The organism is Bradyrhizobium sp. LMTR 3, from assembly GCF_001693485.1.
Lineage (GTDB): Bacteria > Pseudomonadota > Alphaproteobacteria > Rhizobiales > Xanthobacteraceae > Bradyrhizobium.
This window is the reverse complement of record NZ_MAXC01000033.1, coordinates 390,019-415,481: the sequence shown is the minus strand read 5'-3', so window position 1 is coordinate 415,481 and position 25,463 is coordinate 390,019. Positions and strand designations below refer to the sequence as shown.

Sequence of the window (25,463 nt, the reverse complement as noted above, 5' to 3'; positions counted from 1 at the left end):
GGCCTCATGGTTCTCCGAGCGATGCGAAGCATCGTCCGGAGACGGCGCAAGAACGCCGCCTCACCATGAGGTCTCGATTTTGAAAGCCAAACGATGGACGACCTCAAATCTATCATCGGAAAAGTCGCCACCGGCGCGACGCTGTCGCGTGACGAGGCAGCCTCCGCCTTCGATGCCATGATGTCCGGCGAGGCCACGCCCTCGCAGATGGGCGGGCTGTTGATGGCGCTCAGGGTTCGCGGCGAGACCGTCGACGAGATCACCGGCGCGGTGGCGGCGATGCGCGGCAAGATGCTGCGGGTCAAGGCGCCTGCGGACGCGGTCGACGTGGTCGGCACCGGCGGCGACGGCTCCGGTTCGGTCAATGTCTCGACCTGCGCGGCCTTCATCGTCGCAGGCGCCGGCGTGCCCGTCGCCAAGCATGGCAACCGTGCGCTGTCGTCGCGTTCGGGGGCTGCCGACGTGCTGGCCTCCCTCGGCGTCAAGATCGACCTCACGCCCGACCAGGTCGGCCGCTGCGTGCAGGAGGCCGGCATCGGCTTCATGTTCGCTCCCGCGCATCACCCCGCGATGAAGAATGTCGGCCCGACCCGCGTCGAGCTCGCCACCCGCACGATCTTCAATCTGCTCGGGCCGCTCTCCAATCCGGCCGGCGTCAAGCGCCAGATGGTCGGCGTGTTCTCCAGGCACTGGGTGCAGCCGCTGGCGCAGGTCCTGAAAAATCTCGGCTCTGAATCCGTCTGGGTCGTCCACGGCTCGGACGGGCTCGACGAAATCACCCTCACGGGTCCGAGCTTTGTCGCCAGCCTCGACAACGGAAAGATCACCACCTTCGAGGTGACGCCGGAGGACGCGGGCCTCACCTGCTGCAACGTCGATGCGCTCAAGGGCGGCGATGCGGACGCCAATGCGCTGGCGCTGCAAGGCGTGCTCAACGGCAAACCCAGCCCCTATCGCGACGTCGCGCTATTGAACGCCGCGGCAGCGCTGATCGTGGCCGGCCGTGCCAGGGACCTGAAGGAAGGCGTCGCGGTCGGCGCGAAATCGCTCGATAGCGGTGCGGCGGCGGCACGGCTGAAGCACCTGATCGCGGTCTCACGCGGCTGATTGAAGGGGCGCCAGAAATGTCCGATATCCTGAGCAAGATCGAGACTTACAAGCGCGAAGAGATCGCTGTAGCCAAGCGCGAGCATCCGCTTGCCGAGGTCGAGGCGCGCGCCAAGGCGGCCCCGCCGCCGCGCGGCTTCGTCCGCGCTGTCAGGGAAAAACTCGCTCGTGGCGACTACGCGCTGATCGCCGAGGTGAAGAAGGCCTCGCCATCGAAGGGGCTGATCCGCGCCGATTTCGATCCGCCGGCGCTGGCCAAGGCTTACGAGGCCGGCGGCGCCGCGTGCCTATCGGTACTGACGGACGCGCCCTCGTTCCAGGGCCATCTCGATTTCATGGTGGCGGCGCGCGCGGCCACCAATCTGCCGGTGCTGCGCAAGGACTTCCTGTTCGATACCTATCAGGTGGTGGAAGCCCGCGCCCATGGCGCGGACTGCATCCTGATCATCATGGCTGCGCTCGACGATGCCGCCGCGAGGGATATCGAGGACGCGGCGATTGCGCTCGGCATCGACGTGCTGATCGAAATCCACGACCGCACCGAGCTCGACCGCGCGCTAAAACTTCGTTCGCCGATGATCGGCGTCAACAACCGTAACTTACGGACCTTCGAGTCGACGCTGGCGACCAGCGAGGCGCTGGCGCCGCTGATCCCGCGTGATCGCCTGATGGTCGGCGAAAGCGGTATCTTTACGCCTGATGACCTCGTCCGCCTCGAGCGCGTCGGCATGTCGACCTTCCTGGTTGGCGAAAGCCTGATGCGGCAGGCCGATGTGACCGCGGCAACCCGCGCATTGCTGGCGCGTTCCGATACGGCCCGCGCGACCGGGACCGGCTAGCAGATGGCGCGGAAGGCTTCCAAAGGCGGTGGCGCCCTCACCCATATCGACGCCGCCGGCGAAGCGCGGATGGTCGACGTCTCCGCGAAGGCAGCGACCGAGCGCACCGCCATCGCCGAGGGGCGTGTCGTCATGGCCAAGGCGACGCTCGATCTGATCGTCTCCGGCAATGCCAAGAAGGGCGACGTGCTGGGCACGGCCCGCATCGCCGGCATCATGGCGGCAAAGCGCACGTCGGAATTGATCCCGCTGTGCCATCCGCTGGCGCTGTCCAAGGTGACGCTCGACATCACGCCTGACAAAAAACTTCCGGGCTGCATCGTCCGCGCCACCGTCAAGGTCACCGGTCCGACGGGCGTCGAGATGGAAGCGCTGACGGCGGTGTCGGTCGCGTGCCTGACGGTCTACGACATGATCAAGGCGGTCGAGCGCGGCGTTCGCATCGAAGGCATCCATCTCGTCGAGAAGCGCGGCGGCAAGTCCGGCCATTATCGCGCGGAGCGGTGAGCCCGGCGACGCCCTTCAATTGTCACTACGTGTGACCATTGCGGTACGTGTTGCGCTGGCGCTCGCGATAACTTCTCGTCTTCATGCGGTTCCCGCACAATGACGACATGCACCATCGCCGCGTGGCGGGCTTCGACCGATCAAAGAACACGCGGCGGCATTCGTCGGAAGCGCACATTTTCAGCCGATCGAGCGTTCCATTTCTGGAGCCGTCGTAGAGCTCCGCAACGACCGATGAGAGCCCCGCCAGCGCATCGTCACGCGCTGCCTTAAGCACCATGCCGCCATCATCCCTTGCCGTCGCGAGCAGCGGAAACAGTTTGAGCACTTTATTCAGTGCGCGAACCGAGTCCCTGTTCTTGCTTCGCAAGCGCGGATCACGCTGCAGATAGTCGCGGATCAAGTGCCTCAGCTCAATCGCGGTTGCGAGCATCGCTGGCGAAATCCTGGCGTCAGCAAGCAACAGCCCACGTTGCCGCATCCACACTGCGAATTCCCTAGCGTTTGCCAGTTCATCACCTTGCGGATGCTGCACGCCATGATGCGTGAAATGCCGTACGTCGAGCGTATTGGCGAAATCGTAGAGATTGGCCAACTCGTCGGGAACCTTGAACTGTCTGGACAATTTCGACATTGCAACACCGGTAAAGCAGATTTACTGGTTGACATCAATAGACACCAGTATAACGTTTATAGCAGTGTTGAGCGAGAATTGGTCCTTTGCCGGAAGATTCCAGCCGCATCGCTGACGGAGACAGAATGGACATCGGCACCGACGATCTGCACTACCTCGAGCTCACGGAGCTTGCGGCATGCATCAGGGCCCGCAAGATTTCTCCGCTGGAAGCAACGCGCGCGCAACTCGAACGCATCGCCGCGCTCGATGGCGAACTCGGCAGCTATGTCCGGGTGATGGCCGATGCTGCGATGGCGCAAGCCGAAGCGGCGCACGCCGAAATCGCAGCAGGCCGGTATCGCGGGCCGCTGCACGGTGTTCCGATTGCGGTGAAGGATCTGTTTTGGACAAGGAATGTTCCGACCGCTGCCGGCACCGTCGTCCACGGCGATTTTCGGCCCGATGAAGACGCAACGGTGGTGCACCGCCTGAATGAAGCCGGCGCGGTCGTGCTGGGGAAGCTGCAGCTCACGGAAGGGGCTTATTCCGATCACCATCCATCGGTAACGCCGCCGAAAAATCCGTGGAATCCGGACTATTGGCCGGGCATTTCATCAAGTGGCTCGGCCGTCGCAACTGCAGCGGGGCTCTGCTACGGCTCGCTCGCGTCCGATACCGGCGGTTCGATCCGCTGGCCGTGCGCCGCCAACGGTCTTACCGGCTTGAAGCCAAGTTGGGGACGCGTCAGCCGCCACGGCGTGTTTGAACTGGCAGCGACATTGGACCATGTCGGAGTCATCGCGCGGAGCGCGACGGATGCCGGCGCCATGCTTGGCGACATCGCCGGGCGCGATCATGCCGATCCGACCGCCGTCCTCGACCCTGTGCCCAACTATCTGGCTGCGGCGGAACAGGAGGTAAGGGGCCTGCGGATCGGCTTCGACGCGACGTGGAGCAGCGACGGCGTAGACGTTACGACCCAGCAGGTGCTGGGCGAGGCGATCAAGACGTTACGTGGGCTTGGCGCTGACATCGTCGATGTGCGGTTTCCCGACGTGAAGCAGGCCGTCGCCGACTGGGTTCCGAATTGCGCAGTCGAGGCCGCGGTCGCGCACGATGCAACTTATCCCGCGCGCAAAGATGAATATGGTCCGATCCTCGCCGCCGTCATCGAGGCAGGTCGCGCGTTATCCGCTACCGACTACCAGAGAATCCTGCTGCGGCGGCTGGAATTGCGCGGCCGGATCGCATCGCTGTTCGAGACAATCGATCTGCTGCTCATTCCGGTTCACCCATTCCCACCTTTGACGCTCGCCAAGATACGAACGCTCGGCGACCGGCCGGACCTGATCGCCAGGCTGCAGGAATACACCTGCCCGTTCAACATGACCGGTCATCCCACGATCACGCTGCCCGGCGGTTTCTCCGCAACCGGAATGCCGATCGCGTTTCAGCTTGTAGCCGCCGATCTGGACGAAGCCACGCTGGTACGCGCTGGCGCGGCATTCCAGAAGGCCACATCCTGGCATCGCCGCCATCCGTCGCCGAGCTCATGGAGGCAACATTGAGTGTCCTGTCGGCGTTGCCCGGTTCCCGCATCTTCTATGGCTGGTTTGTGGTGGCTGCCGCTTTTGCCGTGACCTTTGTCGGCTTCGGCTGCGCCTATACGTTCAGCGCGTTTCTCGACTCGTTGCAGCGTGAATTCGGCGCCTCGCGTGGTTCGGTGTCGCTGGTATTTTCGTTGGCCGGCTTTCTCTATTTCGGCCTCGGCATCGTCAGCGGTCCCCTCGCCGACCGCTATGGCTCGCGCCGTCTCGCGCTGGCGGGCATGCTGCTGATCGGCCTTGGGCTTGCCGCGGCAAGTGCCGCGCGCAATCTGGTCGAGGTGTACGCAGCCTACGGCCTGGGCGTCGGACTCGGCGTCGGCTGCGCCTATGTCCCGGCGGTCGGCGCGGTGCAGCGCTGGTTCGTGCGGCGGCGGGGCTTTGCCTCTGGTCTCGCCGTGAGCGGGATCGGAGTTGGCACACTGGTGATGCCGGCGCAGGCAACGCTCCTGATCGAGATGCTCGGATGGCGCGGCGCCTATTTTGCGCTCGGCGCATTCGCCGCGATTGTCGGCGGGGGGATGGCGCTCCTTCTCGAAAACGATCCGCGCGACCGGGGCCTCAATCCCGACGGCGATCCACTCCAGCAGGGAGCCATGTCGACACGGGCAGAAGGTGCGTCGGTGCGCGAGGCGATCCGGTCGCGACGCTTCGTCTCGCTATACGCCGCGTGCCTGATCTGCTCGTTCGGCCTGTTCGTGCCGTTCGTGCATCTCGTTCCCTATGCCGGGGACCACGGCGTCCCGGCCACATCCGCCGTGCTGCTGCTCGGCATCATCGGCATCGGCAGCACGGCCGGCCGATTTTTCCTCGGCGGTCTCGCCGACCGGATCGGCCGCCAGTCGTCCCTGCTCCTGCTCTTCGCGGGCATGGCGATCGCAATGGCGATCTGGACGATCTCAACGACATTCTGGCCGCTTGCCATTTTTGCGTTCGTCTACGGCATGATTTACGGCGCCTGGGTCGCAGTGCTTCCGGCCGTCGTGATGGACTATTTCGGCGGCCGCAACGTCAGCGGCATCATCGGCATTCTCTACACGAGCGTCGCCTTCGGCACCCTGATCGGTCCCAGCGCTGCCGGATTCGCGTTCGATCTCACCCACGACTATACGCTGCCGATCCTGGCCGGCGTTGCCGCCAACATCCTTGCAGCGATCATCGTCGTCACGACCCGGACGCCTGCGGATGGCCGGAACCCGACCCTCCCCTGTGGTTGTCACAGCCCACATTCGCCACCGAACTAACCATTCGTTAACCAGACTTCCTAACGTCAACTCCATCTCGGCGCGGTATCGAATCTATCGGCCGGGTTTGGGAGAACGCCGCTTCCGGCAGTTCATTTCCCGGCCGCGATCGCGTTCCATGGTTTCAACCGGCACCAAATCATTGAGGATCGCGTTCGCCTTTCGCGGCGGCCCGATCCGCTGGTTGATCCTGGGCGGCACGCTCTTGATCGCCACCATCGCGATCGGCGCGACCATCATGGCCGGCAATTTTCGCGAGCGCGCGCTGCGCAATAGCGAACGCGAACTGGAAAACACCGTGCTGCTGCTCGCCCGCCATTTCGACCAGCAGCTCGAGGATTTTCAAGTCGTTCAGAGGGACCTGATCGCGTTCATGCGTTCGAGCGGGATCGCCACGCTCGAGAACTACAAGCGCCGGATGTCCGGCCATGACATCCATCTCATCCTGAAATCCAAGATCGACGCGCTGTCCTATGTCGGCGGCATCAACATCTTCGACGCCGAAGGCAATCTGATCAATGCGTCGGCCGCCTGGCCGCCGCCGCCGGTCAACTCGGCGGACCGCGCTTTCTTCAGAACATTCAAGTCCGGCCCACAATCGCCGGAGATGCTGGTCGAGCCGGTCTACAGCCGCATCACCGGCGCCTGGACCACCGTGATCGCGCGCAAGATCACCGGGCCGAAAGGCGAATTGCTCGGCGTCATCGGCCGGGGCATCGAACCCGTCCATTTCGAAAAGTTCTTCGCAACCGTAGCCCTCGGTCCCGGCGCCTCCATCGCCATGCACCACAGCGACGGCACGCTGCTGGCCCGTTATCCGCATGTGGCAGAGCTGGTCGGCAAGAACTTCAGGACCGGTCCGGCCGCCCAGCGGCAGGTCTTCGAGCTGCCCCGCAGCACCTCGCGCCTCACCAGCCCGATCGACGGCGAGGACCGGCTGATCGCGTCCCGCGCGCTCACCAATTTTCCGCTTCTGATCGTCGCCTCGATCACGACATCGGCCGCGCTGGCCGACTTGCGCGAGCAGATCGGAATCCTGATCGCCGTCACCGGGTTTTCCGTGCTGGCGATCGCCGCCCTGCTGTTTCTCGTTGTCCGCAAGCTTTCCTATCAACACCGCGCATCCAAGCAGCGGCTGACGCTGGAAAAGCAGCGTCTCGACACCGCCGTCAACAACATGACGCAGGGCTTGTTGCTGTTCGATGCAAAGCGGCAGCTCATCATCTGCAACAGGCGATACCTCGAAATGTACGGCCTGTCGGCCGATGTCGTGAAGCCGGGTTGCAGCTTCCGCGAGGTGATCTCCCATCGCAAGGAGACCGGCTCGTTCGTCGGCGACATCGATCACTATGTCGAGATGGTGCTGCGCGACATCGCGCGCCGCAACGTCATGGTCATCTCGACGCCCGACGGGCGCTCGATCCAGGTCGTCAACGAACCGGTGGCGGACGGCGGATGGCTGGCGACCCATGAAGACATCACCGAGCGGCGGCGCGCCGAGGAGCGCATCACTCACCTCGCCCATTACGACGCGCTGACCGATCTGCCGAACCGCACCCTGTTCCACGAGCGGCTCAAGCGCGAATTGTCTTACGTCGCGCCGAACCGGCCACTGGCAGTGCTCTATATCGACATCGACGAATTCAAGAGCGTTAACGATTCGCTCGGCCACATGATCGGCGACGAGCTCCTGAAATCGGTCGCGGCCAGCCTCGCCGCCTGCACGCGGAGATCCGATTTCGTCGCCCGGCTCGGCGGCGACGAATTCGCCATCGTGCAGACCGGGATCGACGATATCGACGACGTGATGAAGCTCGTCAGCCGCATCTTCGGGGCGATCCGCTCGCCCTATCAATGCCTCGGCCATCAGGTCACCACCGACGCCAGCATCGGCATTGCGCTCGCGCCGCAAGACGGCTCCGATATCGACCAGATCCTGAAGAACGCGGATCTGGCGATGTACGCCGCCAAGGCCGCCGGCCGCCGCACCTATCGCTTCTTCGAACCGGACATGGAAGCCGAGGTCCGCGCCCGCCGCAGCCTGGAAATGGACCTGCGCCAGGCGCTCGTCGACGGCGGCTTCGAGGTCTATTACCAGCCATGTCTGAGCCTGCAGACCAACGCGATCACCGGCTGCGAGGCGCTGGTGCGCTGGCGCCATCCGCAGCGCGGCATGATTTCGCCCGCCGAGTTCGTGCCGCTCGCAGAGGACACCGGTCTGATCAACCAGCTCGGCGAATGGGTGCTGACCACCGCCTGCAAGGAGGCCGCGACCTGGCCCGGCGATATCAGGCTCGCGGTCAACGTCTCGCCGATTCAATTCAGGAGCGGCACGCTTCCGCTGAAAGTGATGGCGGCGCTCGCCGCATCGGGCCTCGCGGCGAGCCGGCTGGAGCTCGAGATCACCGAAGCCGTGCTGATCAGAGATGACGAGGCCGCGCTCGCCGTCCTGCACGACCTCCGCGCCATCGGGGTTCGCATCGCGCTCGACGATTTCGGCACCGGCTATTCCTCGCTGAGCTATCTGCAGCGTTTTCCGTTCGACAAGATCAAGATCGACCGCTGCTTCATCACCGATATCGCCGGGCCGGAAGGCTCGTCCTGCATCGTGGAGGCGGTGGTGAACATCGCCGCCGAACGTCACATGACGACGACGGCCGAAGGCGTCGAGACCGAACAGCAGCGCGACTTGCTGCGCGAACTCGGCTGTTCGGAAATGCAGGGCTACCTGTTCAGCGCGCCGAAGCCGGCGGCGGAGATCAGGCCGATGCTATCTGATCATCGGCAGCGCCCTGATGCAGGACGCATGGGGCGCAAGCGCAAGAACGAAGCCGGCACTGCGTAGGGCCGCACGTCGGTCCGACCATCCCTTGCTGAAACTCAGGGCTAACGCGGACTGCTATCAGGCGCAGTTCCCTGCCTGCCACCCGTATCAGGGGCCGAACCCGTCGTTTGGCTGCTCGGATTGGGTTGTCCCGGCGGATGTGCGGAAGCACCGGGCGTTTCCTGTTCGCTAACAAGGCCGGATTGTCCGGAGTCGCGGGTCTTGATTCCCTTATCCGCTTCCTCCTGCATCTGTTTGTCGGTTTGCACCTCCTGCTGGCCAGGCGCGGTCGACTGCTGGGCCAGTGCCGGCATGGTGAGCGCGGTTCCAAAAGCGACCATCATCGCGAGAACTGAGGTTCGCATGAGCTATCCTCCTGTGGCTCTCCTCCGCACAACGCGCGAGAGGGAGATGGTTTCCCGGTCGAATTGCGAAGGAGAAAGGGCCGTAGCAAGTACCCGCATGAGCGCCGCGATATGCGGGAACAAGCCAAACCCGGATGTCGCTTCCGCCTTCGCTCTTCGAGCTACGGCGGACAAGCCGCTCATCCGGGCTACGCTACGACGTCTAGAGTCGCGCCTGTGCGAGAGGTATCCGAAACGTCCTGAAGCCTTCGATATCGGGAAACCCCTCGGCGGCTTGGCGCGACGCCAGTGTCAGGACCGCGGCCGGGACTTCGCCGCTGATCAGCCGGTCGATCGCCCCTCGCTCGCCTTCGCTGAACTGGACTTCCGCGGCTCCCGCCGCCATCAACGCGGCGCTGACGCGTCCGCTGGAAGCGGACTGCTTCTCCTCGATCGCAATGCTCTTGTTGTTCAGGTCGGACAGCGAATTGATCTCTGGACGCGCCAGGACGAGCGCGACCAGATTGTCCGGCTCGTCTGGCGCTGCGGATGCCGCTTTGTTGGTATCGCTCACGTCGGCGGGTGCTGCTTCCGGATTGTCCGATTTACTGGCCGCTTCCCGCCCCGTCCCGATCGCCGTGACGAGATCGGCCATGCCCGTCGCTTCCACAAGCTGCTGCTGTATCGTTCGCGAGGCCGGAGCGGGAGCAACGCCGGCCGAGGAAGGCAACGCAGTCGCCTCGGGCGTGGCAGGCGTCGCGGCGATTTCGAGCGTGGCTGGCGGCAGGGCGACCTCGGATTTGACCTCCGACTTCACCTCCGACTTGGGAGTCTCCGCAGGCTGCGACGCAGCGACGGCGGCTGCCTGGCTGGTCTCGGGGCTATCAGGGATTTCCAATTTGCGCTCCGGCGGCTGGCCACCTGCGACGGCCTTTTCGCGAGCCACTGGCGCCGTGGCCGCCGGAATGTTCTTCCTGGCTGCTGCGAGAGCGGGAGCGGCTGCCTTTTTGGCGGTTGACGGCCTCGTATTGGAGGCCGCCTTGCTGCCGCGCGGCGTGGCCCGGGAAACGGGTGCGCCCTGCCTCGCTACGCGTGCGGGACTGGCATGTTCTGGTCTTGCAGTTTCGGCCTCAGCCGGCACCGCGATATCAGTCTCGCGAACCGCGCGGTGCCGGGCAGACAATGCCTGATCGGACCAGGCCATGTAGGACTGGCACGCGCGGTTGCATGGCAGCCCGTCGATATAGACGATGCCGGGTGAATCCAGCGGATTGGCCTGCAGGGCTCCACCCGAACCAAGGGACAAGATCAGGGCCGGCAAAATCCATCTTCTCGACATGACTGCTCCGTTCGAACGCGCATGGTGTTTGGCGCGAGCTACGAATGGATGGAGATCGAGTTTCAAAAAAGTGGCGTTGCTTGCGGATCGCTATGCGCGTCTTGACGGTACCTTTTGTCGCCCTGGAGTTCAAAAACAGGGATAATGATCCGGCTCGCTATAATTGAGTTAGATCAGTTATGTTGAAGGAATTCGGTCAGAAGATCTGGACTGCGGACGGACCGGACGTTGCAGTAGCTGGATTTCATTACCCGACTCGGATGGCCGCAATAGGTCTATCAGACGACGGCCTCTTCATCTGGTCGCCGATACATCTCACGGATGGCCTGCGTGCAGAAGTGGATGCTATCGGTCAAGTACGGCACATCGTTGCGCCAAATTCACTTCATCACTTGTTTCTTCAAGAGTGGAAGCACGCCTACCCCAGCGCCAAGGTTTACGCCCCGCCCGGATTGCGAAGGAAACGCGAGGACATAATATTTGATGCTGATCTCGGAAGCGCGCCCAGTGCGGATTGGATCGGGGAGATCGATCAGGTTCTGGTGCACGGCAACCTGATCACTACGGAGGCCGTATTCTTTCATTTCAAGAGCGGCACCGTGCTCTTTACCGATCTGATCCAGCAGATCCCTGCCGATCGGCTCTCCGGCTGGCGAGCTGTCGTAGCGAAACTGGACCTCATGACGGGGCTTGAGCCGTCTGTGCCGCGCAAGTTTCGCGTCGCTTTTGCCAACCGCCGCGTCGCGCGAGACTCGCTGCGCCACATTCTCGCATGGCCCGCCGAGAAGGTGCTGATGGCCCACGGAACACCAATAGAGCAGGATGCCGGAGCTTACCTGCGCCGTGCTTTTGGCTGGTTGATCGCGTGATTCAGCAGCACAAGTGGCGAGAACAACCGAAGTCCCGGATGACAGGCGCCGCGAAGCAATCCACCTCTCCGTTTGCGGATATATGGATTGCTTCCGCCTACGCTCTTCGAGCTACGGTGGACGCGGTCGTCGCTTCGCGCCTCGCAATGAAGCGGCGGGTTCTGAGTCTAGAGCATGGTTAGATCGACTGGGCCGCAGACGCGCTTCACCTCTCCCGCCTGCGGGGGAGGTCGGCGCGAAGCGCCGGGTGGGGGCTCTCTCCACACGGGCAGTGTCGCCCGCGGAGACACCCCCTACCCCAGCCCTCCCCCGCAAGCGGGAGAGGGAGCGCACCTTCTTCGTGGTCGCAAGCAAACCTAATTTCACCAAGCTTTAATTCGGCACTGCCCGCTTCGCGGCCGTGACCGCGTTCGCGTTCACAGTGCCGCCGCGCAGCAGGTTGAACGCGGCGTTGAGCGCCTTGTCGTCCTTTTCGTTCGGCGGGACATAGGCTTGCGAGCCGGTCTGCTCGGCGCCTTCGGCAGCAAGGTGGCCGCGCATCGAGGCTTCGCCCTTCAGCTCAGTGCGGCCCTTGAGTTCATCCGGCACGTCCTGCAGCACCTCGACGTCGGGCGCGATGCCCTGGGCCTGGATCGAGCGGCCCGAGGGCGTGAAGTAGCGCGCCGTGGTCAGCGCCAGCGCGCCGTTGCCGTGCCCGAGCGGGATGATGGTCTGCACCGAGCCCTTGCCGAAGGTGCGCGTGCCGATCAGCGTAGCGCGCTTGTGGTCGCGCAAGGCACCTGCCACGATTTCGGACGCCGAAGCCGAGCCGCCGTTGATCAGCACGACCAGCGGCTTGCCCTTGGTGATGTCGCCGCCGCGTGCAGTAAAACGCTGGGTTTCCTCCGAAGTGCGGCCGCGCGTCGAGACCACCTCGCCCCGGTTCATGAAGGTGCTCGACACCGACACCGCCTGGTCGAGCAACCCGCCGGGATTGTTGCGGAGGTCGATCACATAGCCCGTTAGTTTCTCCGGCGGAATTTCCTTCGAAATGCTGGCGATCGCCTTCTTCAAGCCGTCGGTGGTCTGCTCGTTGAAGCGGGTGATCCTGATGTAACCGATGTCGCCGCCGTCGGCCTTGAAGCGGACCGGCCGCACCCGGATGATCTCGCGCACAATGGCGACGTCGATCGGCGCGGCGGCCCCCTTGCGCACGACCTTGAGGCGGATCTTGCTGTTGGCGGGGCCCTTCATCCGGCCCACCGCCTGTTCGAGGGTCATGCCCTGGATGACCTCGTCGTCGATCTGGGTGATCACGTCGCCCGACAGCATGCCGGCCTTGGCCGCAGGCGTATCGTCGATCGGCGTGACTACCTTGACGAGGCCGTCTTCCATCGTCACCTCGATGCCGAGCCCGCCGAACTCGCCATGGGTGGTCTCCTGCATGTCGCTCCAGCCCTTCTCATTCATGTACCGCGAATGAGGATCGAGCGCCGAGATCATGCCGTTGATGGCGCCTTCCATCAGCTTGGAATCGTCCGGCTTCTCGACGTAGCTCGTCTTGATGCGCTCGAACACATTGCCGAACAAATTGAGCTGGGTGTAGGTGTCGGAACGGGCCGCGGCCTTGGCCGCCGCCACCAGATGCGCCCCTTGAGGTCCGATCACGAGAGCAGTCAGACACGCGCCCGTCACCGTGCCGAGAAGAAAGGCAAATTTCCTGCGCATCGTGGAGCGTCCCTCTATCTCTACGGACGCCACACCATCCCTTGTGAATCGGCGCCCTGTCCCGGCCCCGCCAACTCACAATGGCTTTTTGGTCGGATCAAGGCACGCGACCCGGGGCACAATGCGGTCGTTCTTCAGGAGGCCTTGTCGGCCTCCTGCAACCCGTTTTGCCAGGTGGAGGGGCGGGTTCCAAAACCGCGCTTGGCGCGGGTGCCCAGCCAGTAGCCGAATTGCGGGGGAACGTTGCGGAACGGCGCCTCGACGCCCAGTTTCAGCGCGGCGTCCATCGGCCAATTGGGATTGTTGAGGATTTCCCGGCCCACGGCGATCAAATCGGCCTGCCCGTCGCGCAGGATCTGCTCGGCCTGGTCGCCGTGGATGATGAGGCCGACCGCCATCGTCATCATGTCGGCATGGCGCCTGACATATTCCGACAGGGGCACCTGATAGCTGTATTTGATTTCCTTGCCCAGGATGGGCGCCGCCTCGGTGATGCCGCCGGATGAACAATCGATGACGTCGACGCCTTTTGTCTTGAGAATTTTGGCCAGCCGCGCGCTCTGTTCCGGTCCCCAGCCGGCGTTGTCCTCGACCGACAGGCGGACGAACAGCGGCTTGCGGTCGGGCCAATGCGCGCGCACGGCTTCCGTCACCTCGATCAGGAAGCGCATGCGGTTGGCTTCGGAGCCGCCGTATTCGTCCGTGCGCTGATTGGCGCGCTCCGACAGGAACTCGTGCACGAGATAACCATGGGCGCCGTGCAGCTCCAGCACGTCAAAGCCTGCCTCATGCGCGCGGCGCGCCGCCTGCCCCCAGGCCTGTACGAGATCTTTCACCTCACCTGTTTCAAGCGCGCGCGGCACCGGCCATTTCTCGCTATGAGCGATCGCGCTCGGCGCCACTGGCGGCCACGCGTCCCAATCCTCGATGTCGGGGGTCCGCTGCAGCGGGCGGTCGCCCTCCCACGGCCGCGTCGCGCGCGCCTTGCGGCCGGAATGGCCGAGTTGGATGCCGGCGACCGCGTTCTGCTGCTTGATGAATTTGACGAGGCGGCCGAGCGGCTCGACGAATTTGTCGTTCCAGATGCCGAGATCGCCGACGGTGCCGCAGCCGCGCCGCTCGACCTTGGTCGATTCCACCACGACAAGGCCGGCGCCGCCGGCGGCGAACTTGCCGGCGTTCATCAGGTGCCAGTCGGTCGGAAAACCCTTGACGGCCGAATATTGATGCATCGGCGGCACCACGATGCGGTTCTTCAGCGTGACGCCGCGGATCGTCATCGGGGAAAACAGCAGCGTTTCCGTCATGATTTCCTTAGCCTCGCGGACATCATTGTCCCGACATGGTGCCGGGAAGTTCTACTTTGCAGCGCCTTCGGCGGATTTGGCCTTTGACTTCGCTGCCGGCGCCTTGGCGGCGGCTTTCGGCTGCGCACTGTCGCCCCGCATCGTTCCCCAGGGGTCGGAGCTCTTCTGCTGCTCGGGGATATTGCCGAGCGACCTCCGGTAGGCCCGCTCGGCCTCCTTCTCCGCCGCCTTTTCCGCGGGCGTCTTGTCCTTGTCGGTCTCGCCATATGCGGGAGGACGGGCTTGTTGGCCCCAGGCGGGGCCGGCCAACAATGCGATCACGGCGACAACGCCCAGGATCCTGCCAACAACTTGCATGCGACTACTCCCTGAAAATTGGCCCGAGAAATTGGCCCAAGAAACTGGCCCCAAGCCTTAGCACAGCCTGCGTACGGGCTTAAGCGCCGGATTGGGCTGCGACGCAAATCGCCGTGGCCGTTGCCGAGGCCGGTCCGGTTTTGTAAACGACTGCCATGAATTCGCCGCCAGTGCCCCATTCCGTCGATGCCCTGCTGTTCGACCTCGGCCGTGTCGTGCTCGATATCAGTTTCGATCAGGTAATGACGTGCTGGGCTGGGTATGCCGGCTGCGCGCCTGCCGACCTCGCCGGACGCTTTGTGGTGGACGACAGTTTCAAGCACCACGAGACCGGCAGGATCGACGATGCGGCGTTCTTTTCGAGCCTGCGCCAGTCGCTCGGCATCGGCATCACCGACGCGCAGTTCCTGGAAGGCTGGAACGCGATCTTCACCGGCGAGATGCCCGGAATTTCGCCGCTGCTGGCGCGTGCAGCAAAACGCCTGCCGCTCTATGCTTTTTCCAACACCAATCCGGCCCATGTCACCCATTTTTCGCAGGCCTATGCGGATGTGCTCGGCCATTTCCGCCAGATATACCTGTCCTCCAGCATCGGTTTGCGCAAACCCGACGCCGAAGCCTATGATCATGTGGTAAAAGCGATCGGCGTGCCGGCGTCGCGGATCCTGTTCTTCGACGACTCGGCTGCCAATATTGAAGGTGCGCGGGCGCGCGGCCTTTCTGCCATCCACGTGACATCGACGGATGACGTGGCGAGGGCACTGACCGGACTTGGAATTTGAGGGAGGTCTGCCCGTGGCGTTGATGCCGGTTGCCGATGCATTGTCCGCCATCCTTGCGGGCGCCGATCCCCTGCCCGACGAATTGGTGGCGCTCGACGACGCGTATCACCGCATTCTCGCACGCGACGTCGCAGCAAAGCGGACGCAGCCGCCGCAGGCGATGTCGGCGATGGACGGCTATGCGGTGCGCGCGGCTGACGCCGCCGATGTCAGCGCACGGCTGAAGGTGATCGGCGAGGTCGCCGCAGGCCGCCCGTTCGAGCGGAAGGTCGGCAAAGGCGAAGCGGTGCGGATCTTTACCGGCGGCGTGATCCCCGATGGCGCCGACGCTGTCATCATCCAGGAAGACACTGGCGTCGAGGGCGATCATATCACCATCACGGAAGCAGCCGTCCCGGGGCGGCATATCCGCGCGGCGGGCGTCGATTTCCGCGAAGGCGACGTCCTCCTCAAACGCGGGCGCCGCCTCACCGACCGCGACCTCTCGCTCGCCGCCGGCATGAACTACCCCGAACTTGCGGTGCACCGTCGCCCGAAAGTTGCGATGCTGGCGACTGGCGACGAACTGGTGATGCCGGGCGCAACCCCGAGCCCCGGCCAGATCGTCTATTCCAATGGCTACGGCTTGCGGGCGCTGGCGCGGGCCGAGGGGGCAGAAATCATCGACCTCGGGATCGCCGCCGACACCGTCGCCGCGACCACGGAAGGCATCCGCCGTGCCCGCAAGGCCGACGCGGACATCCTGATCACCATCGGCGGCGCCTCGGTCGGCGACCACGACCTCGTCAAGCGGTCGCTGGAGGCCGAGGGCATCGCCATGGCGTTCTGGCGGATCGCGATGCGGCCGGGCAAGCCGATGATGCATGGCAGGCTGGAGGCGATGCGGGTGATCGGCCTGCCCGGCAATCCCGTCTCCTCCTATGTCTGCGGCTTCCTGTTTCTGGTGCCGCTGATTCGCGCTCTATCGGGCCGCGATACCATCCATCATCCGCGCGAAAACGCCCTGCTCGGCTGCGATCTCGCCGCCAACGACCAGCGCGAAGACTATCTTCGCGCCAGTCTCGAAGCGCGCGACGACGGCGCGCTGGTCGCCGTGCCGGTGAACCATCAGGACTCGTCGCTATTAGGGAATCTCGCTGCGGCACGTGCACTTGTGATACGTCCGCCGTTCGCGCCGGCTGCCGCAAAGGGATCGCGTTGCGAGCTGCTCCGGCTGCCGGAATGACGCCCGAATGGCGCTCCAACAGCCCCTGGTGCCGGAACCGCAATGCGTTCACCTGAAATTAAGTGGTTGCGGAACACATATCGAACATATAGTGTCCGTTCATGATTTGTTTCGACTGCTAGTGTCTTTGATTGGGAGTTTGGGGACTCCACGGTCAGGGCTCTGAAGATTCGGAACGAGACGACGCCAACCGGGGGATTGCTCGCGATGCTTACGCGCAAACAGTATGAACTTCTGCGTTTCATCAATGAACGGCTGAAAGAGGCCGGCGTGCCGCCCTCTTTCGACGAGATGAAGGACGCGCTCGATCTGCGCTCGAAATCCGGAATCCACCGCCTCATCACGGCACTGGAGGAGCGCGGCTTCATCCGCCGTCTGCCCAACCGCGCACGCGCCATCGAAGTCATCAAGCTGCCCGAGCTCGCAGCCGCCGCCAACAGCCGCCGCGGCTTCACGCCGAGCGTCATCGAGGGCACGCTCGGCAAGCGCACGGTGGGCGCGCCGGCCGCCGAGGACGACGGCAATCGCCCGGTCGCCGTGCCTGTCATGGGCCGGATTGCCGCCGGTACGCCGATCGAGGCGCTGCAGACTCGCAGCCACACCATCAGCGTACCGCCTGATATGCTCGGCTCCGGCGAACATTATGCGCTCGAAGTGCGCGGCGATTCCATGGTGGACGCGGGCATTCTCGACGGCGACATGGCGCTGATCCAACGCAACGAAACCGCCGACACCGGCGACATCGTCGTGGCGCTGATCGACGAGGAGGAAGCGACGCTGAAGCGCTTCCGCCGCCGCGGCGCCTCGATTGCGCTCGAGCCCGCCAACACCGCCTACGAAGTCCGCATCCTGCCGCCGAACCGGGTCCGGATTCAGGGCAAGCTGATCGGGCTCTACCGCAAATACTGACCCGCTATGCCGTCCGGGCCGTGACGGAAAAGAGCCCCGGCCCGCGGCCGGGGTTTTTTGTTGCACGTGTGGAACCAACGCCCGTTAGCGCGTTTGTGAATGTGGCGCAGTGCGCCAGTCGCAGAATTGCCCAGAAACGAGAAAAGGCTCTGCGCCATGTCCACTCTGATAGAGGCCTGTGCCTCCTTCTAGACACGGGTCAGCTATCTCAAACGAGGGAGCCATCCGATGTGTGACTATAGCCTGCATGCTGTGGCTACGCGGCCTGCCGAGGTCGGCGAGACGCTGATCACCACGACATTCCGCGGTACATCGACCCGCGGCTTTGCGTCGGAACGCGAGCCTGCAGTGGCGGTCTGCATGCTTCCCGGCACCGAACTGGCGTTCGCTGAGGACGTCAAATACGACAACCGGTGGATCTGGACTCGAACCACCGACTGGCGGGTCGGCAAGTTCAATCAAATCGACCCCCATATCTCCGACCGTCACCATGATGCGATCGAATTTCCCGACGGAAGCCATGTGCTGGTGACGCAGCTTTGCGAAGGCCAGCGCGCGACCGTGCTGCAATTGCCGGTGGTCCAGACCGGTGGCGAACGCGCGCCGAAGGTGACGGAAGCGCCTCCGGCCGAATCGATCGTGACCGGATAAACGCCCACGCGCATATGATCCGCCGGTCCAGGCCGGCGGATCAGGGTGGTACATTTTTCAGAACTCGGCACCGGGGGGCAGTCGGTGGTCAACAAGGTTACGTGGCAAAAAGCCGGGCGCGTCACTGAGCCCGGGCGGTACATGTTCAGGTACGGCTGGCTCACCATCACGGCCGAAGATCTCGCAATCTGGCAGCAATTCCCCGACGCATCGTTTACGCTGGTCGCTCTGCCGTCAGCGCCCGATGCGCCCGAGGAATTCCATCTCGGCGCGTTCGAAATACCAGCCAAGCCCACGGTCGACGAGCTTTGACGCCCGTCTACTCCTCCGCCTGAAGGTCTGCCTCGGCCGGCGTGGCATCGACGCTGCGCGGTGGCACGACGCGCGGCGCAAGCACGGTGGCGTCTGTTTCGCCTGCGTCGGCTATGGCCGGCGACCATGGGCGGTCGATCCTCCTCGGCTTGACCGCCTCGACGACAAATCCCTCGCGGCTACGCCGCAACGCCATGGCGCCCTGCCGCCGCAGCCGTTCGGCATCGATGATCGAAGCCGCGCATGATGCGGGCGCCTGCCGCAGCGTCACAATGATTGCCGCGCGCTCGCAATCGTCCGAAAACGCCTCGGGCCTGAGCGCCTGCGCGATCAGGCCGCCGCCGACGGCTTGCACCACGCAGCCAAGATCGTCGCATGAGACGCCTGACGTGAGCGAGGCGTCAGCCGCGGTTCGCGCGTCCGCATCCGCCGCCAGCCACTCCTTCAAGAGGAAGACGTCCCGAGACCCCTTGGCCGCGTGCATCAAATGCAGCCGGCCATCCTGGCCGCGCACCCCGACATTGCGCCCGTCGGCGGAAATCAGGATATCAGGCTGCGGCACCCTCGCCGCCCAGAGCGCCGCTGATAGTACCAGCGCCGCACCCGACCAGCGCAACGGCGTGCGCAACAGGCCGAGCAGGATGATGCCGAGGCTCGCCGCAATCAGCGGTCCGATGCCGAAGGCCGGCACCCGGCCGACCGCGCCGGGTAACGCCGCGACCCATTGCGTCACCGCAATCATCCAGTCGATGCCGAGGCCCATGACCGCCCAGAACAGTCGATCGAAGCCGAACGGCATCGCGACGAGGCCGAGCAGGCCCGCCGGCATCACGAGCGCGGAGACCACCGGCATCGCCGCGAGGTTGGCTAGCACGCCGTAAGGCGTGACCCGGTGAAAGTGAAAGGCGGCGTAAGGCATGGTCGCAAGCCCCGCCACAAACGAGGCCAGCAACAGCATGGTGACTTCGCGGCCGCCCCACAGCGCCACGCGCGCCGTTGCGGTATGATCCGCCGTCGCGAACAGGCGCGGCATGCCGATCTGCACCAGCGCCACCAGCCCGAGCGTTGCCGCAAACGACATCTGAAAGCTGGGATGCACCAGCGCTTCCGGCGCGACCGTGAGCACGATCAGGGCGGCGACCGCGAGTGTGCGAAACGTAATCGCGCGGCGATCGACCATGACGGCGATCAGCACCACGGCCGTCATGAAAAACGATCTTTGCGTCGCGACCTCGGCGCCCGACAGCAGCAAATAGAACGCAGCGGCAACGAGGGCCGCCGCCGCCGCCCACTTCTTGATGGGCTGGCCGACCGTGAGCACGGGAAACAGCGCCAACAGCGCCCGGACCGCGAAAAACACGACGCCGGCGACGACGGCCATGTGGTAGCCGGAGATCGATAGCACATGGCCGAGACCGGAGATGAACATCGCGTCGTTCACCGGTGGCGAGATCGCATCGCGCCGCCCGGTCAACAGGGCGGTCGCAATCGCGCGCTTGTCGCCTTCCAGCGTGGTCCTGATCCGCGCATCGATCGTATCGCGCAGGCCTTGCATCACGGCCGAATAACGCAGGCGGAGCCCGCCGCCCGCGGCTGGCGGCTCGGTGGTCTTGATCGCGCCCATCACGAAGCCGGAGGCCCCGATGCCGGCGAAAAACATGTCGCGGCTGAAATCGTAGCTGCCCGGCCGCACCGGCGCGAGCGGCGGCAATAGCCGCGCCTTCAATTCAACGAAGCTACCGACCGGCGGGGCCGTGCCCTTCCTTAACGAGAGCCGTACGCGCTCCAGATTCGTCGTTCCGCGCGCGCTTTCCATGGTGACGACACGAAGGACAAAACGGTCGGTGCGCTCACGAATGTCGCGCGTCTCGACAAAACCCGTCAGCGACACCGAAAACATCGGCCGCGCCAGCACGCCATGCGCGATCCGCGCGGTCTTCCAGGTCGCTATCGCAAAGCCCGCGGCGACGGCCGCGATCATCACCGCGGCGGGAAAGAATTTCTGCCGCCGCAACAGAACCGCCACCGCGCACAGCGCGATCGCCACAATGGCAGCCACCGACAGCACCGGCTCATGATCGGCGGCGAAGTAAAACGCGATGCCGGTACCGAATGCGACCGGTACCCACGGCAGCAAGCGGCCGGCGCCGGCTTCCGCGCGCGCCCATGCGCGCAGGGTTTCGATCAGTGGCGGCCAGAACTCGGGACGCGATGGCAAAATGCCGCCGACCGGCGCCGCAGCGCGCGGCGGCCAAGTGCCGGCATAGCCCCGTTTTCGGCCCGACGTGTCGCCCTGCTCCGCCACCGAGCCTACACCTTACGATCTCGTGGAGACCGCAAGACTACCGGACGCTGTATTCAGCCCGCTAGCGGAACGGAAGCAGAAACCTGAAGAAATGCACGCCGGCTGGAGTTACAGTCGAACGCTATGGATTGAACCGGAATCAGGACAAAGAAGCGACATGAAGCTTGCGACCAGCCTTTTATTTGCGGTGATCTTGATTACCTCTCACGCCAATGCGGCCACTCCAGAGCAATGCCGATTCATCGAGGCGAGAGCTGAACGCGAGGCGTGCTACCAGCGCCAGGAGGTTGCGCGCGCCGCCCGGCAGAAAGCGAACGAAGCGCGGCAAGCCGAGCAGCAAAAGCCCTACGAGCCGATGTCGCCGGACGACGCCCAGCTCGCAAAAGCCATACGGGGCATTTGTCGGGGCTGCTAGGCGGAGGCGCCGACCGGGCGCTGTCGCTGACCGGCGCACAGCCACCCGCCGTCGCGGCGGCCTGCGCTGTGTTGCCGCTGCTCTTCCCGGAGCCCCCATCCAACCCGGCAGCCCACCGCCCGGAACGCGCTCTTGCAAGTGCGCCGCAGCAGGATGCACACTGTGGGCGCAAGATCAGGTGTCAACGTCTACGGCTCTCAGTTCGACTGGAATTCACGGTTGCACTCGGAGCGAGAGGAGCATGACGCCATGCGAGAAACCGAAATCCACGACTATGCGCGGCAGCTGCTGGAAGCACACGGTGCCAAGGCTATCGCTGAAGCCGCCCAGAACGCCATCGAGCTCGAGGCAAAGGGCGAGGTCGAACTGGCCAGAACCTGGCGGCATATCGAAGACGCGATGAAGCTCATGCGCGGGCCCCACCAAAGCTGAGGTTGCCGGCGCAGTAACGCAGAACGTGCGCCAGGGCCCGTCGCAGGCCGCTTCGCCGCGCCTGAAGGGCATCACGACGTCCACGATTCGGCTCTCCATGACAGGAGCGAAGCCATGTTTCCGAAGTGTACGACAGCCGAAGATCTCGTGAAGGCGATCAAGGACGAGAAGGTGCAGATGATCGATCTGCGCTTCACCGACTTGCCCGGGGTGTGGCAACATTTCTCCGTGCCGCCGGGTGCAGCGAGTGTCGATGCTCTCAGCGAAGGCATTGGATTCGATGGCTCATCGATTCGCGGTTTCCAGGAGATCCAGGAAAGCGACATGCTGGTCGTCCCGGACCCGACCACGGCATTCCTCGACCCCTATTCTCCGGCATCGACCCTGGTCCTGATCTGCAACATCCGGGACCCCGTGACCGGTCAATCCTATAACCGCGATGCCCGTTACATCGCCCAGAAGGCCGAAACCTACCTGACGGGCAGCGGCCACGCCGATACGAGCTATTTCGGCCCGGAGGCGGAGTTCTTCGTGTTCGACGACGTGCGCTACGGACAGGGCATCAATTTCGCCTTTCACGAAATCGATTCCAGCGAAGGCAGTTGGAACACGGGCAAGGAGGAAACGCCGAATCTGGCCCACAAGCCGCGCCCGAAGGAGGGATACTTTCCCGTTCCCCCGACCGACAGCATGCAGGCTCTCCGCACCGAAATGGTGTTGACGATGGAACAGCTGGGCATCCTGATCGAAGCCCATCACCATGAAGTCGCGACCGGCGGCCAGAACGAAATCGACATGCGCTTCACGACGCTCACCCGCATGGCGGACAATCTGATGATCTACAAATACGTGGTGAAGAACACTGCCCGGGAGCACCGCATGACCGCAACCTTCATGCCGAAGCCGCTGTTCGAGGACAACGCGTCGGGGATGCACGTTCACCAGTCCCTTTGGAAGGGTGAGACCAATCTGTTCTACAACAGCGGCGATTATGCCGAGTTGAGCCAGCTTGGTCGCTACTACATCGGCGGTCTGTTGACCCACGCCTGGGCGTTGTGCGGGCTTTGCGCCCCCACCACGAACTCCTATCGGCGCCTGGTGCCCGGGTACGAAGCTCCGATCAACCTGGTCTATTCTCAGCGCAACCGCTCAGCCTGCTGCCGTATTCCGATGTATTCGCCGCACCCGCGGGCAAAGCGCGTCGAGTTTCGCTCGCCGGATCCTTCTTGCAATCCCTATTTGGCCTTTGCCGCGATGCTGATGGCCGGCCTTGACGGCATCGATAATCGGATCGATCCGGGCAGCCCGATCGACAAGAACCTCTATGATCTGCCGCCCGCCGAGGCGAAGGACGTGAAGTCGACTCCGGGGTCACTTGATCAGGCGCTTGACGCGCTTGAGCGCGATCACGCCTTCCTGCTTCGGGGCGATGTGTTCACCGACGACGCGATCGAGACCTGGCTCGACTACAAGCGGAAGAAGGAGATCGATCCTATCCGGCTGCGCCCTCATCCTTACGAGTTTCACTTGTATTACGATATTTAGCAGCGACCGCGCTAGCTAAGGCTTGACCAGGCTACTGCGCGATCAGCGGCGTCTTCGACGAGACGTGATGGCTGACGATCTTCCAGTCGCCGTCTTCGCGAAAGATCACCCAGGTGATTTTCACTACCAGCGGCTCCGCACCCTTCTCGACGGTAAACGTCGCCGTGCCCGCGACGTTGATCAGGTCGGGTGCCGCCTGTGCCGTCCTGACATCGGTGAATTGAACGGAGGGCGACCGCCAGCGCGGCAGCCCCTTGAAATAGGCCTTAACGCCGTCATCGCCGCGGTAGAAGTTCGGGTTCGAGCCGAAGAAGAATGCGCTCCTCGAATAGAGCGCGGCGAGTGCCTCGGCATCCAGTTTGCTGAACGCCGCCGCCCATCTCTTCATGATTCCGGAGACGATGTCGTCGGTGGCGTTCTGCATCAACACGATCCAAAATCGTAGGGTGGGCAAAGCGCAGCGTGCCCACCACCTCTCCTCAAGTCGTGTCGTCAATGGTGGGCACGCTGCGCTTTGCCCACCCTACATTCCCTCGCTCACCCCTTCCCGCCGACTTCCTTGGCAAAGGTGTCGCGCAGGCCGATGGTGCGGTTGAACACCGGCTTGCCCGGCTCGGAATCCTTGTCGCGCACGAAATAGCCCTGCCGCTCGAACTGCATCACTTCGCCCGAATTGTCTGATGCGACCGACGGCTCGACCCGCGCGTCAGACAACACCTCCAGTGATTCCGGACTGAGGTCGGCCGCGAAATTCGCGGCACTCGGGCTCGCGCTCGAGAAGAGCTGATTGTAGACGCGGATTTCCGCCGGCACCGAATCCTTGGCCGACAGCCAGTGCATGGTGGCCTTGACCTTGCGGCCGTCAGGCGCGTTGCCGCCCCTCGTCGCGGGATCATAGGTGCAGCGCAGTTCGACCACTTCGCCCGCGTCATTCTTGATGACGCCGGTGCATTTCACGAAATAGGCGTAGCGCAGCCGCACCTCATTGCCCGGCGACAGGCGGAAGAATTTTTTGGGCGGGTTCTCCATGAAATCGTCGCGCTCGATATAGAGCTCGCGGCCGAACGAGATTTTGCGCGTGCCCGCGGCCGGATCGTCGGGATGGTTGACGGCTTCGAGCTCTTCCGTCTGCCCTTCCGGATAATTCTCGATCACGACCTTCAGCGGCCGCAGCACCGCCATCCGCCGCTGCGCCGTCTTGTTGAGGTGCTCGCGGATGCAGAATTCCAGCATGCCGACATCGACCACGCTGTTGGCTTTGGCCACGCCGATACGTTTGACGAATTCGCGCACCGCGGCCGGCGGCACGCCGCGCCGCTTCAACCCGGCGATCGTCGGCATCCGCGGATCGTCCCAGCCGGAGACGTGACCGTCGCGGACGAGCTGCGTCAGCACGCGCTTCGACAGCAGCGTATAGGTCAGGTTGAGGCGGGCGAATTCGTACTGGCGCGGCTTTGACGGAACCGGCAGCTTGTCCAGCAGCCATTCATAGAGCGGACGATGGTCCTCGAATTCCAACGTGCAGATCGAATGCGTGATGCCTTCGATGGCGTCCGACTGGCCGTGGGCGTAGTCGTAGCTCGGATAGATCGACCATTTGGTGCCGGTGCGCGGATGCTCGGCGTGGAGGATGCGGTAGAGCACGGGATCGCGCAGGTTGATATTGCCGGCCGCCATGTCGATCTTGGCCCGCAGCACGCGGCTGCCGTTCGGAAACTCGCCGGCCTTCATGCGCCTGAAGAGATCGAGGTTTTCCTCCACCGTGCGGTCGCGGAACGGCGAGTTCTTGCCGGGTTCCGTCAGCGTGCCGCGGTTGATACGGATTTCCTCCTGCGACTGGTCGTCGACATAGGCATCGCCCGCCTTGATCAGGCCCTCCGCCCAGTCATACAGACGATCGAAATAGTCGGAGGCGTAATAGAGGTCGGTTCCCCAGTCGTAGCCGAGCCAATGCACGTCGGCCTGGATGGAATCGATATATTCCTGCTCTTCCTTGGTCGGGTTGGTATCGTCGAAGCGCAGATGACACTTGCCTCCAAACTCCTGCGCGATGCCGAAATTGAGGGCAATCGACTTGGCATGGCCGATATGCAGATAGCCGTTCGGCTCCGGCGGAAATCGGGTCACGATCCGGCTGTGCTTGTCGGAAGAGAGATCGGCCTGGACGATGTCGCGGATGAAATCGCGCCCCGCCTCTGCCGTTACCGGTTCTGTGGTCATCCT

At 63.9% G+C, this 25,463-nt stretch carries 24 protein-coding genes; 15 read left to right on the top strand and 9 right to left on the bottom strand.

The window, feature by feature from the left end; translation table 11 throughout:
• Nucleotides 1-93 precede the first annotated feature (93 nt).
• From trpD to moaC, 3 genes are read left to right on the top strand one after another with little or no spacing between them, the layout of a single operon-like run.
• Nucleotides 94-1,107 (top strand): anthranilate phosphoribosyltransferase, encoded by a 1,014-nt coding sequence (gene trpD / locus LMTR3_RS22795; protein ID WP_065747216.1) that lies wholly within the window; start codon nt 94-96, stop codon nt 1,105-1,107.
• 17 nt (nt 1,108-1,124) lie between these two features.
• On the top strand, nt 1,125-1,946 hold the full coding sequence (gene trpC, locus LMTR3_RS22790; RefSeq protein WP_065747215.1) for an indole-3-glycerol phosphate synthase TrpC: 822 nt from the start codon (nt 1,125-1,127) through the stop codon (nt 1,944-1,946).
• Between the two features lie 3 nt (nt 1,947-1,949).
• A complete protein-coding gene (gene moaC / locus LMTR3_RS22785; RefSeq protein ID WP_065747214.1) occupies nt 1,950-2,453 on the top strand; it encodes a cyclic pyranopterin monophosphate synthase MoaC in 504 nt (167 codons plus the stop codon).
• Nucleotides 2,454-2,478: 25 nt separating this feature from the next.
• Here moaC and LMTR3_RS22780 read toward each other — a convergent pair whose 3' ends face one another.
• Nucleotides 2,479-3,087, bottom strand: coding sequence for a CGNR zinc finger domain-containing protein (locus LMTR3_RS22780; protein ID WP_065747213.1), 609 nt, complete (start codon nt 3,085-3,087; stop codon nt 2,479-2,481).
• Nucleotides 3,088-3,212: 125 nt separating this feature from the next.
• Here LMTR3_RS22780 and LMTR3_RS22775 point away from each other — a divergent pair, with 125 nt between their 5' ends.
• The 3 genes from LMTR3_RS22775 (at nt 3,213) to LMTR3_RS22765 (ending at nt 8,762) form a co-directional block, all read left to right on the top strand.
• Nucleotides 3,213-4,637, top strand: a complete 1,425-nt coding sequence (locus LMTR3_RS22775) for an amidase (RefSeq protein WP_065747212.1) — start codon at nt 3,213-3,215, stop codon at nt 4,635-4,637.
• A complete protein-coding gene (locus LMTR3_RS22770) occupies nt 4,634-5,917 on the top strand; it encodes an MFS transporter (RefSeq protein ID WP_245319972.1) in 1,284 nt (427 codons plus the stop codon). Before LMTR3_RS22775 ends, LMTR3_RS22770 begins: the two co-directional genes overlap by 4 nt.
• A gap of 118 nt (nt 5,918-6,035) precedes the next feature.
• A complete protein-coding gene (locus LMTR3_RS22765; protein WP_065747210.1) occupies nt 6,036-8,762 on the top strand; it encodes a bifunctional diguanylate cyclase/phosphodiesterase in 2,727 nt (908 codons plus the stop codon).
• Between the two features lie 41 nt (nt 8,763-8,803).
• Here LMTR3_RS22765 and LMTR3_RS22760 read toward each other — a convergent pair whose 3' ends face one another.
• Nucleotides 8,804-9,106 carry a hypothetical protein gene (locus LMTR3_RS22760; RefSeq protein ID WP_141686759.1) on the bottom strand — a complete coding sequence of 101 codons (303 nt, stop codon included), beginning with the start codon at nt 9,104-9,106 and terminating at the stop codon, nt 8,804-8,806.
• A gap of 202 nt (nt 9,107-9,308) precedes the next feature.
• Nucleotides 9,309-10,424 (bottom strand): hypothetical protein, encoded by a 1,116-nt coding sequence (locus LMTR3_RS39440; RefSeq protein WP_245319971.1) that lies wholly within the window; start codon nt 10,422-10,424, stop codon nt 9,309-9,311.
• Between the two features lie 179 nt (nt 10,425-10,603).
• Here LMTR3_RS39440 and LMTR3_RS22750 point away from each other — a divergent pair, with 179 nt between their 5' ends.
• Nucleotides 10,604-11,293 carry a DUF4336 domain-containing protein gene (locus LMTR3_RS22750; RefSeq protein WP_065747207.1) on the top strand — a complete coding sequence of 230 codons (690 nt, stop codon included), beginning with the start codon at nt 10,604-10,606 and terminating at the stop codon, nt 11,291-11,293.
• A gap of 372 nt (nt 11,294-11,665) precedes the next feature.
• Here LMTR3_RS22750 and LMTR3_RS22745 read toward each other — a convergent pair whose 3' ends face one another.
• The 3 genes from LMTR3_RS22745 to LMTR3_RS22735 form a co-directional block, all read right to left on the bottom strand.
• Nucleotides 11,666-13,000, bottom strand: coding sequence for a S41 family peptidase (locus LMTR3_RS22745; protein ID WP_065747206.1), 1,335 nt, complete (start codon nt 12,998-13,000; stop codon nt 11,666-11,668).
• Between the two features lie 134 nt (nt 13,001-13,134).
• Nucleotides 13,135-14,307, bottom strand: coding sequence for an NADH:flavin oxidoreductase/NADH oxidase (locus LMTR3_RS22740; RefSeq protein ID WP_065747205.1), 1,173 nt, complete (start codon nt 14,305-14,307; stop codon nt 13,135-13,137).
• 51 nt (nt 14,308-14,358) lie between these two features.
• A complete protein-coding gene (locus LMTR3_RS22735) occupies nt 14,359-14,664 on the bottom strand; it encodes a hypothetical protein (protein WP_065747204.1) in 306 nt (101 codons plus the stop codon).
• Between the two features lie 155 nt (nt 14,665-14,819).
• Here LMTR3_RS22735 and LMTR3_RS22730 point away from each other — a divergent pair, with 155 nt between their 5' ends.
• From LMTR3_RS22730 to LMTR3_RS22710, 5 genes are all read left to right on the top strand, one after another.
• Nucleotides 14,820-15,446 (top strand): HAD-IA family hydrolase, encoded by a 627-nt coding sequence (locus tag LMTR3_RS22730; protein WP_065747203.1) that lies wholly within the window; start codon nt 14,820-14,822, stop codon nt 15,444-15,446.
• Between the two features lie 13 nt (nt 15,447-15,459).
• Nucleotides 15,460-16,671 carry a molybdopterin molybdotransferase MoeA gene (locus tag LMTR3_RS22725; RefSeq protein ID WP_065747202.1) on the top strand — a complete coding sequence of 404 codons (1,212 nt, stop codon included), beginning with the start codon at nt 15,460-15,462 and terminating at the stop codon, nt 16,669-16,671.
• 207 nt (nt 16,672-16,878) lie between these two features.
• Nucleotides 16,879-17,580, top strand: coding sequence for a transcriptional repressor LexA (gene lexA / locus LMTR3_RS22720; RefSeq protein ID WP_065747379.1), 702 nt, complete (start codon nt 16,879-16,881; stop codon nt 17,578-17,580).
• Nucleotides 17,581-17,808: 228 nt separating this feature from the next.
• Nucleotides 17,809-18,231 carry a hypothetical protein gene (locus LMTR3_RS22715; protein ID WP_065747201.1) on the top strand — a complete coding sequence of 141 codons (423 nt, stop codon included), beginning with the start codon at nt 17,809-17,811 and terminating at the stop codon, nt 18,229-18,231.
• Nucleotides 18,232-18,276: 45 nt separating this feature from the next.
• Entirely contained in the window at nt 18,277-18,543 is a 267-nt protein-coding gene (locus tag LMTR3_RS22710; RefSeq protein WP_502686666.1) for a hypothetical protein, read from the top strand.
• 7 nt (nt 18,544-18,550) lie between these two features.
• On the opposite strand, the gene LMTR3_RS22705 is transcribed toward LMTR3_RS22710, so the two are convergent.
• Complete coding sequence (locus tag LMTR3_RS22705; RefSeq protein WP_065747199.1) at nt 18,551-20,848, bottom strand: ComEC/Rec2 family competence protein; 2,298 nt, start codon at nt 20,846-20,848, stop codon at nt 18,551-18,553.
• Between the two features lie 157 nt (nt 20,849-21,005).
• On the opposite strand from LMTR3_RS22705, the gene LMTR3_RS22700 reads away from it, so the two are divergent.
• The 3 genes from LMTR3_RS22700 to glnA all read left to right on the top strand — a co-directional run bounded on the left by LMTR3_RS22700 (nt 21,006) and on the right by glnA (nt 23,240).
• Nucleotides 21,006-21,263 carry a hypothetical protein gene (locus LMTR3_RS22700; RefSeq protein WP_065747198.1) on the top strand — a complete coding sequence of 86 codons (258 nt, stop codon included), beginning with the start codon at nt 21,006-21,008 and terminating at the stop codon, nt 21,261-21,263.
• Nucleotides 21,264-21,512: 249 nt separating this feature from the next.
• Nucleotides 21,513-21,695: a hypothetical protein gene (locus tag LMTR3_RS22695; protein WP_065747197.1), complete on the top strand. Its 183-nt coding sequence runs from the start codon at nt 21,513-21,515 to the stop codon at nt 21,693-21,695.
• A gap of 114 nt (nt 21,696-21,809) precedes the next feature.
• Nucleotides 21,810-23,240: a type I glutamate--ammonia ligase gene (gene glnA / locus LMTR3_RS22690; protein ID WP_065747196.1), complete on the top strand. Its 1,431-nt coding sequence runs from the start codon at nt 21,810-21,812 to the stop codon at nt 23,238-23,240.
• Nucleotides 23,241-23,271: 31 nt separating this feature from the next.
• On the opposite strand, the gene LMTR3_RS22685 is transcribed toward glnA, so the two are convergent.
• Together LMTR3_RS22685 and LMTR3_RS22680 are read right to left on the bottom strand one after the other, a co-directional pair.
• Nucleotides 23,272-23,664, bottom strand: a complete 393-nt coding sequence (locus LMTR3_RS22685; protein WP_065747195.1) for a nuclear transport factor 2 family protein — start codon at nt 23,662-23,664, stop codon at nt 23,272-23,274.
• A 113-nt stretch (nt 23,665-23,777) separates the two neighbouring features.
• Nucleotides 23,778-25,460, bottom strand: a complete 1,683-nt coding sequence (locus tag LMTR3_RS22680) for a glutamine--tRNA ligase/YqeY domain fusion protein (RefSeq protein ID WP_065747194.1) — start codon at nt 25,458-25,460, stop codon at nt 23,778-23,780.
• Nucleotides 25,461-25,463: the final 3 nt, after the last annotated feature.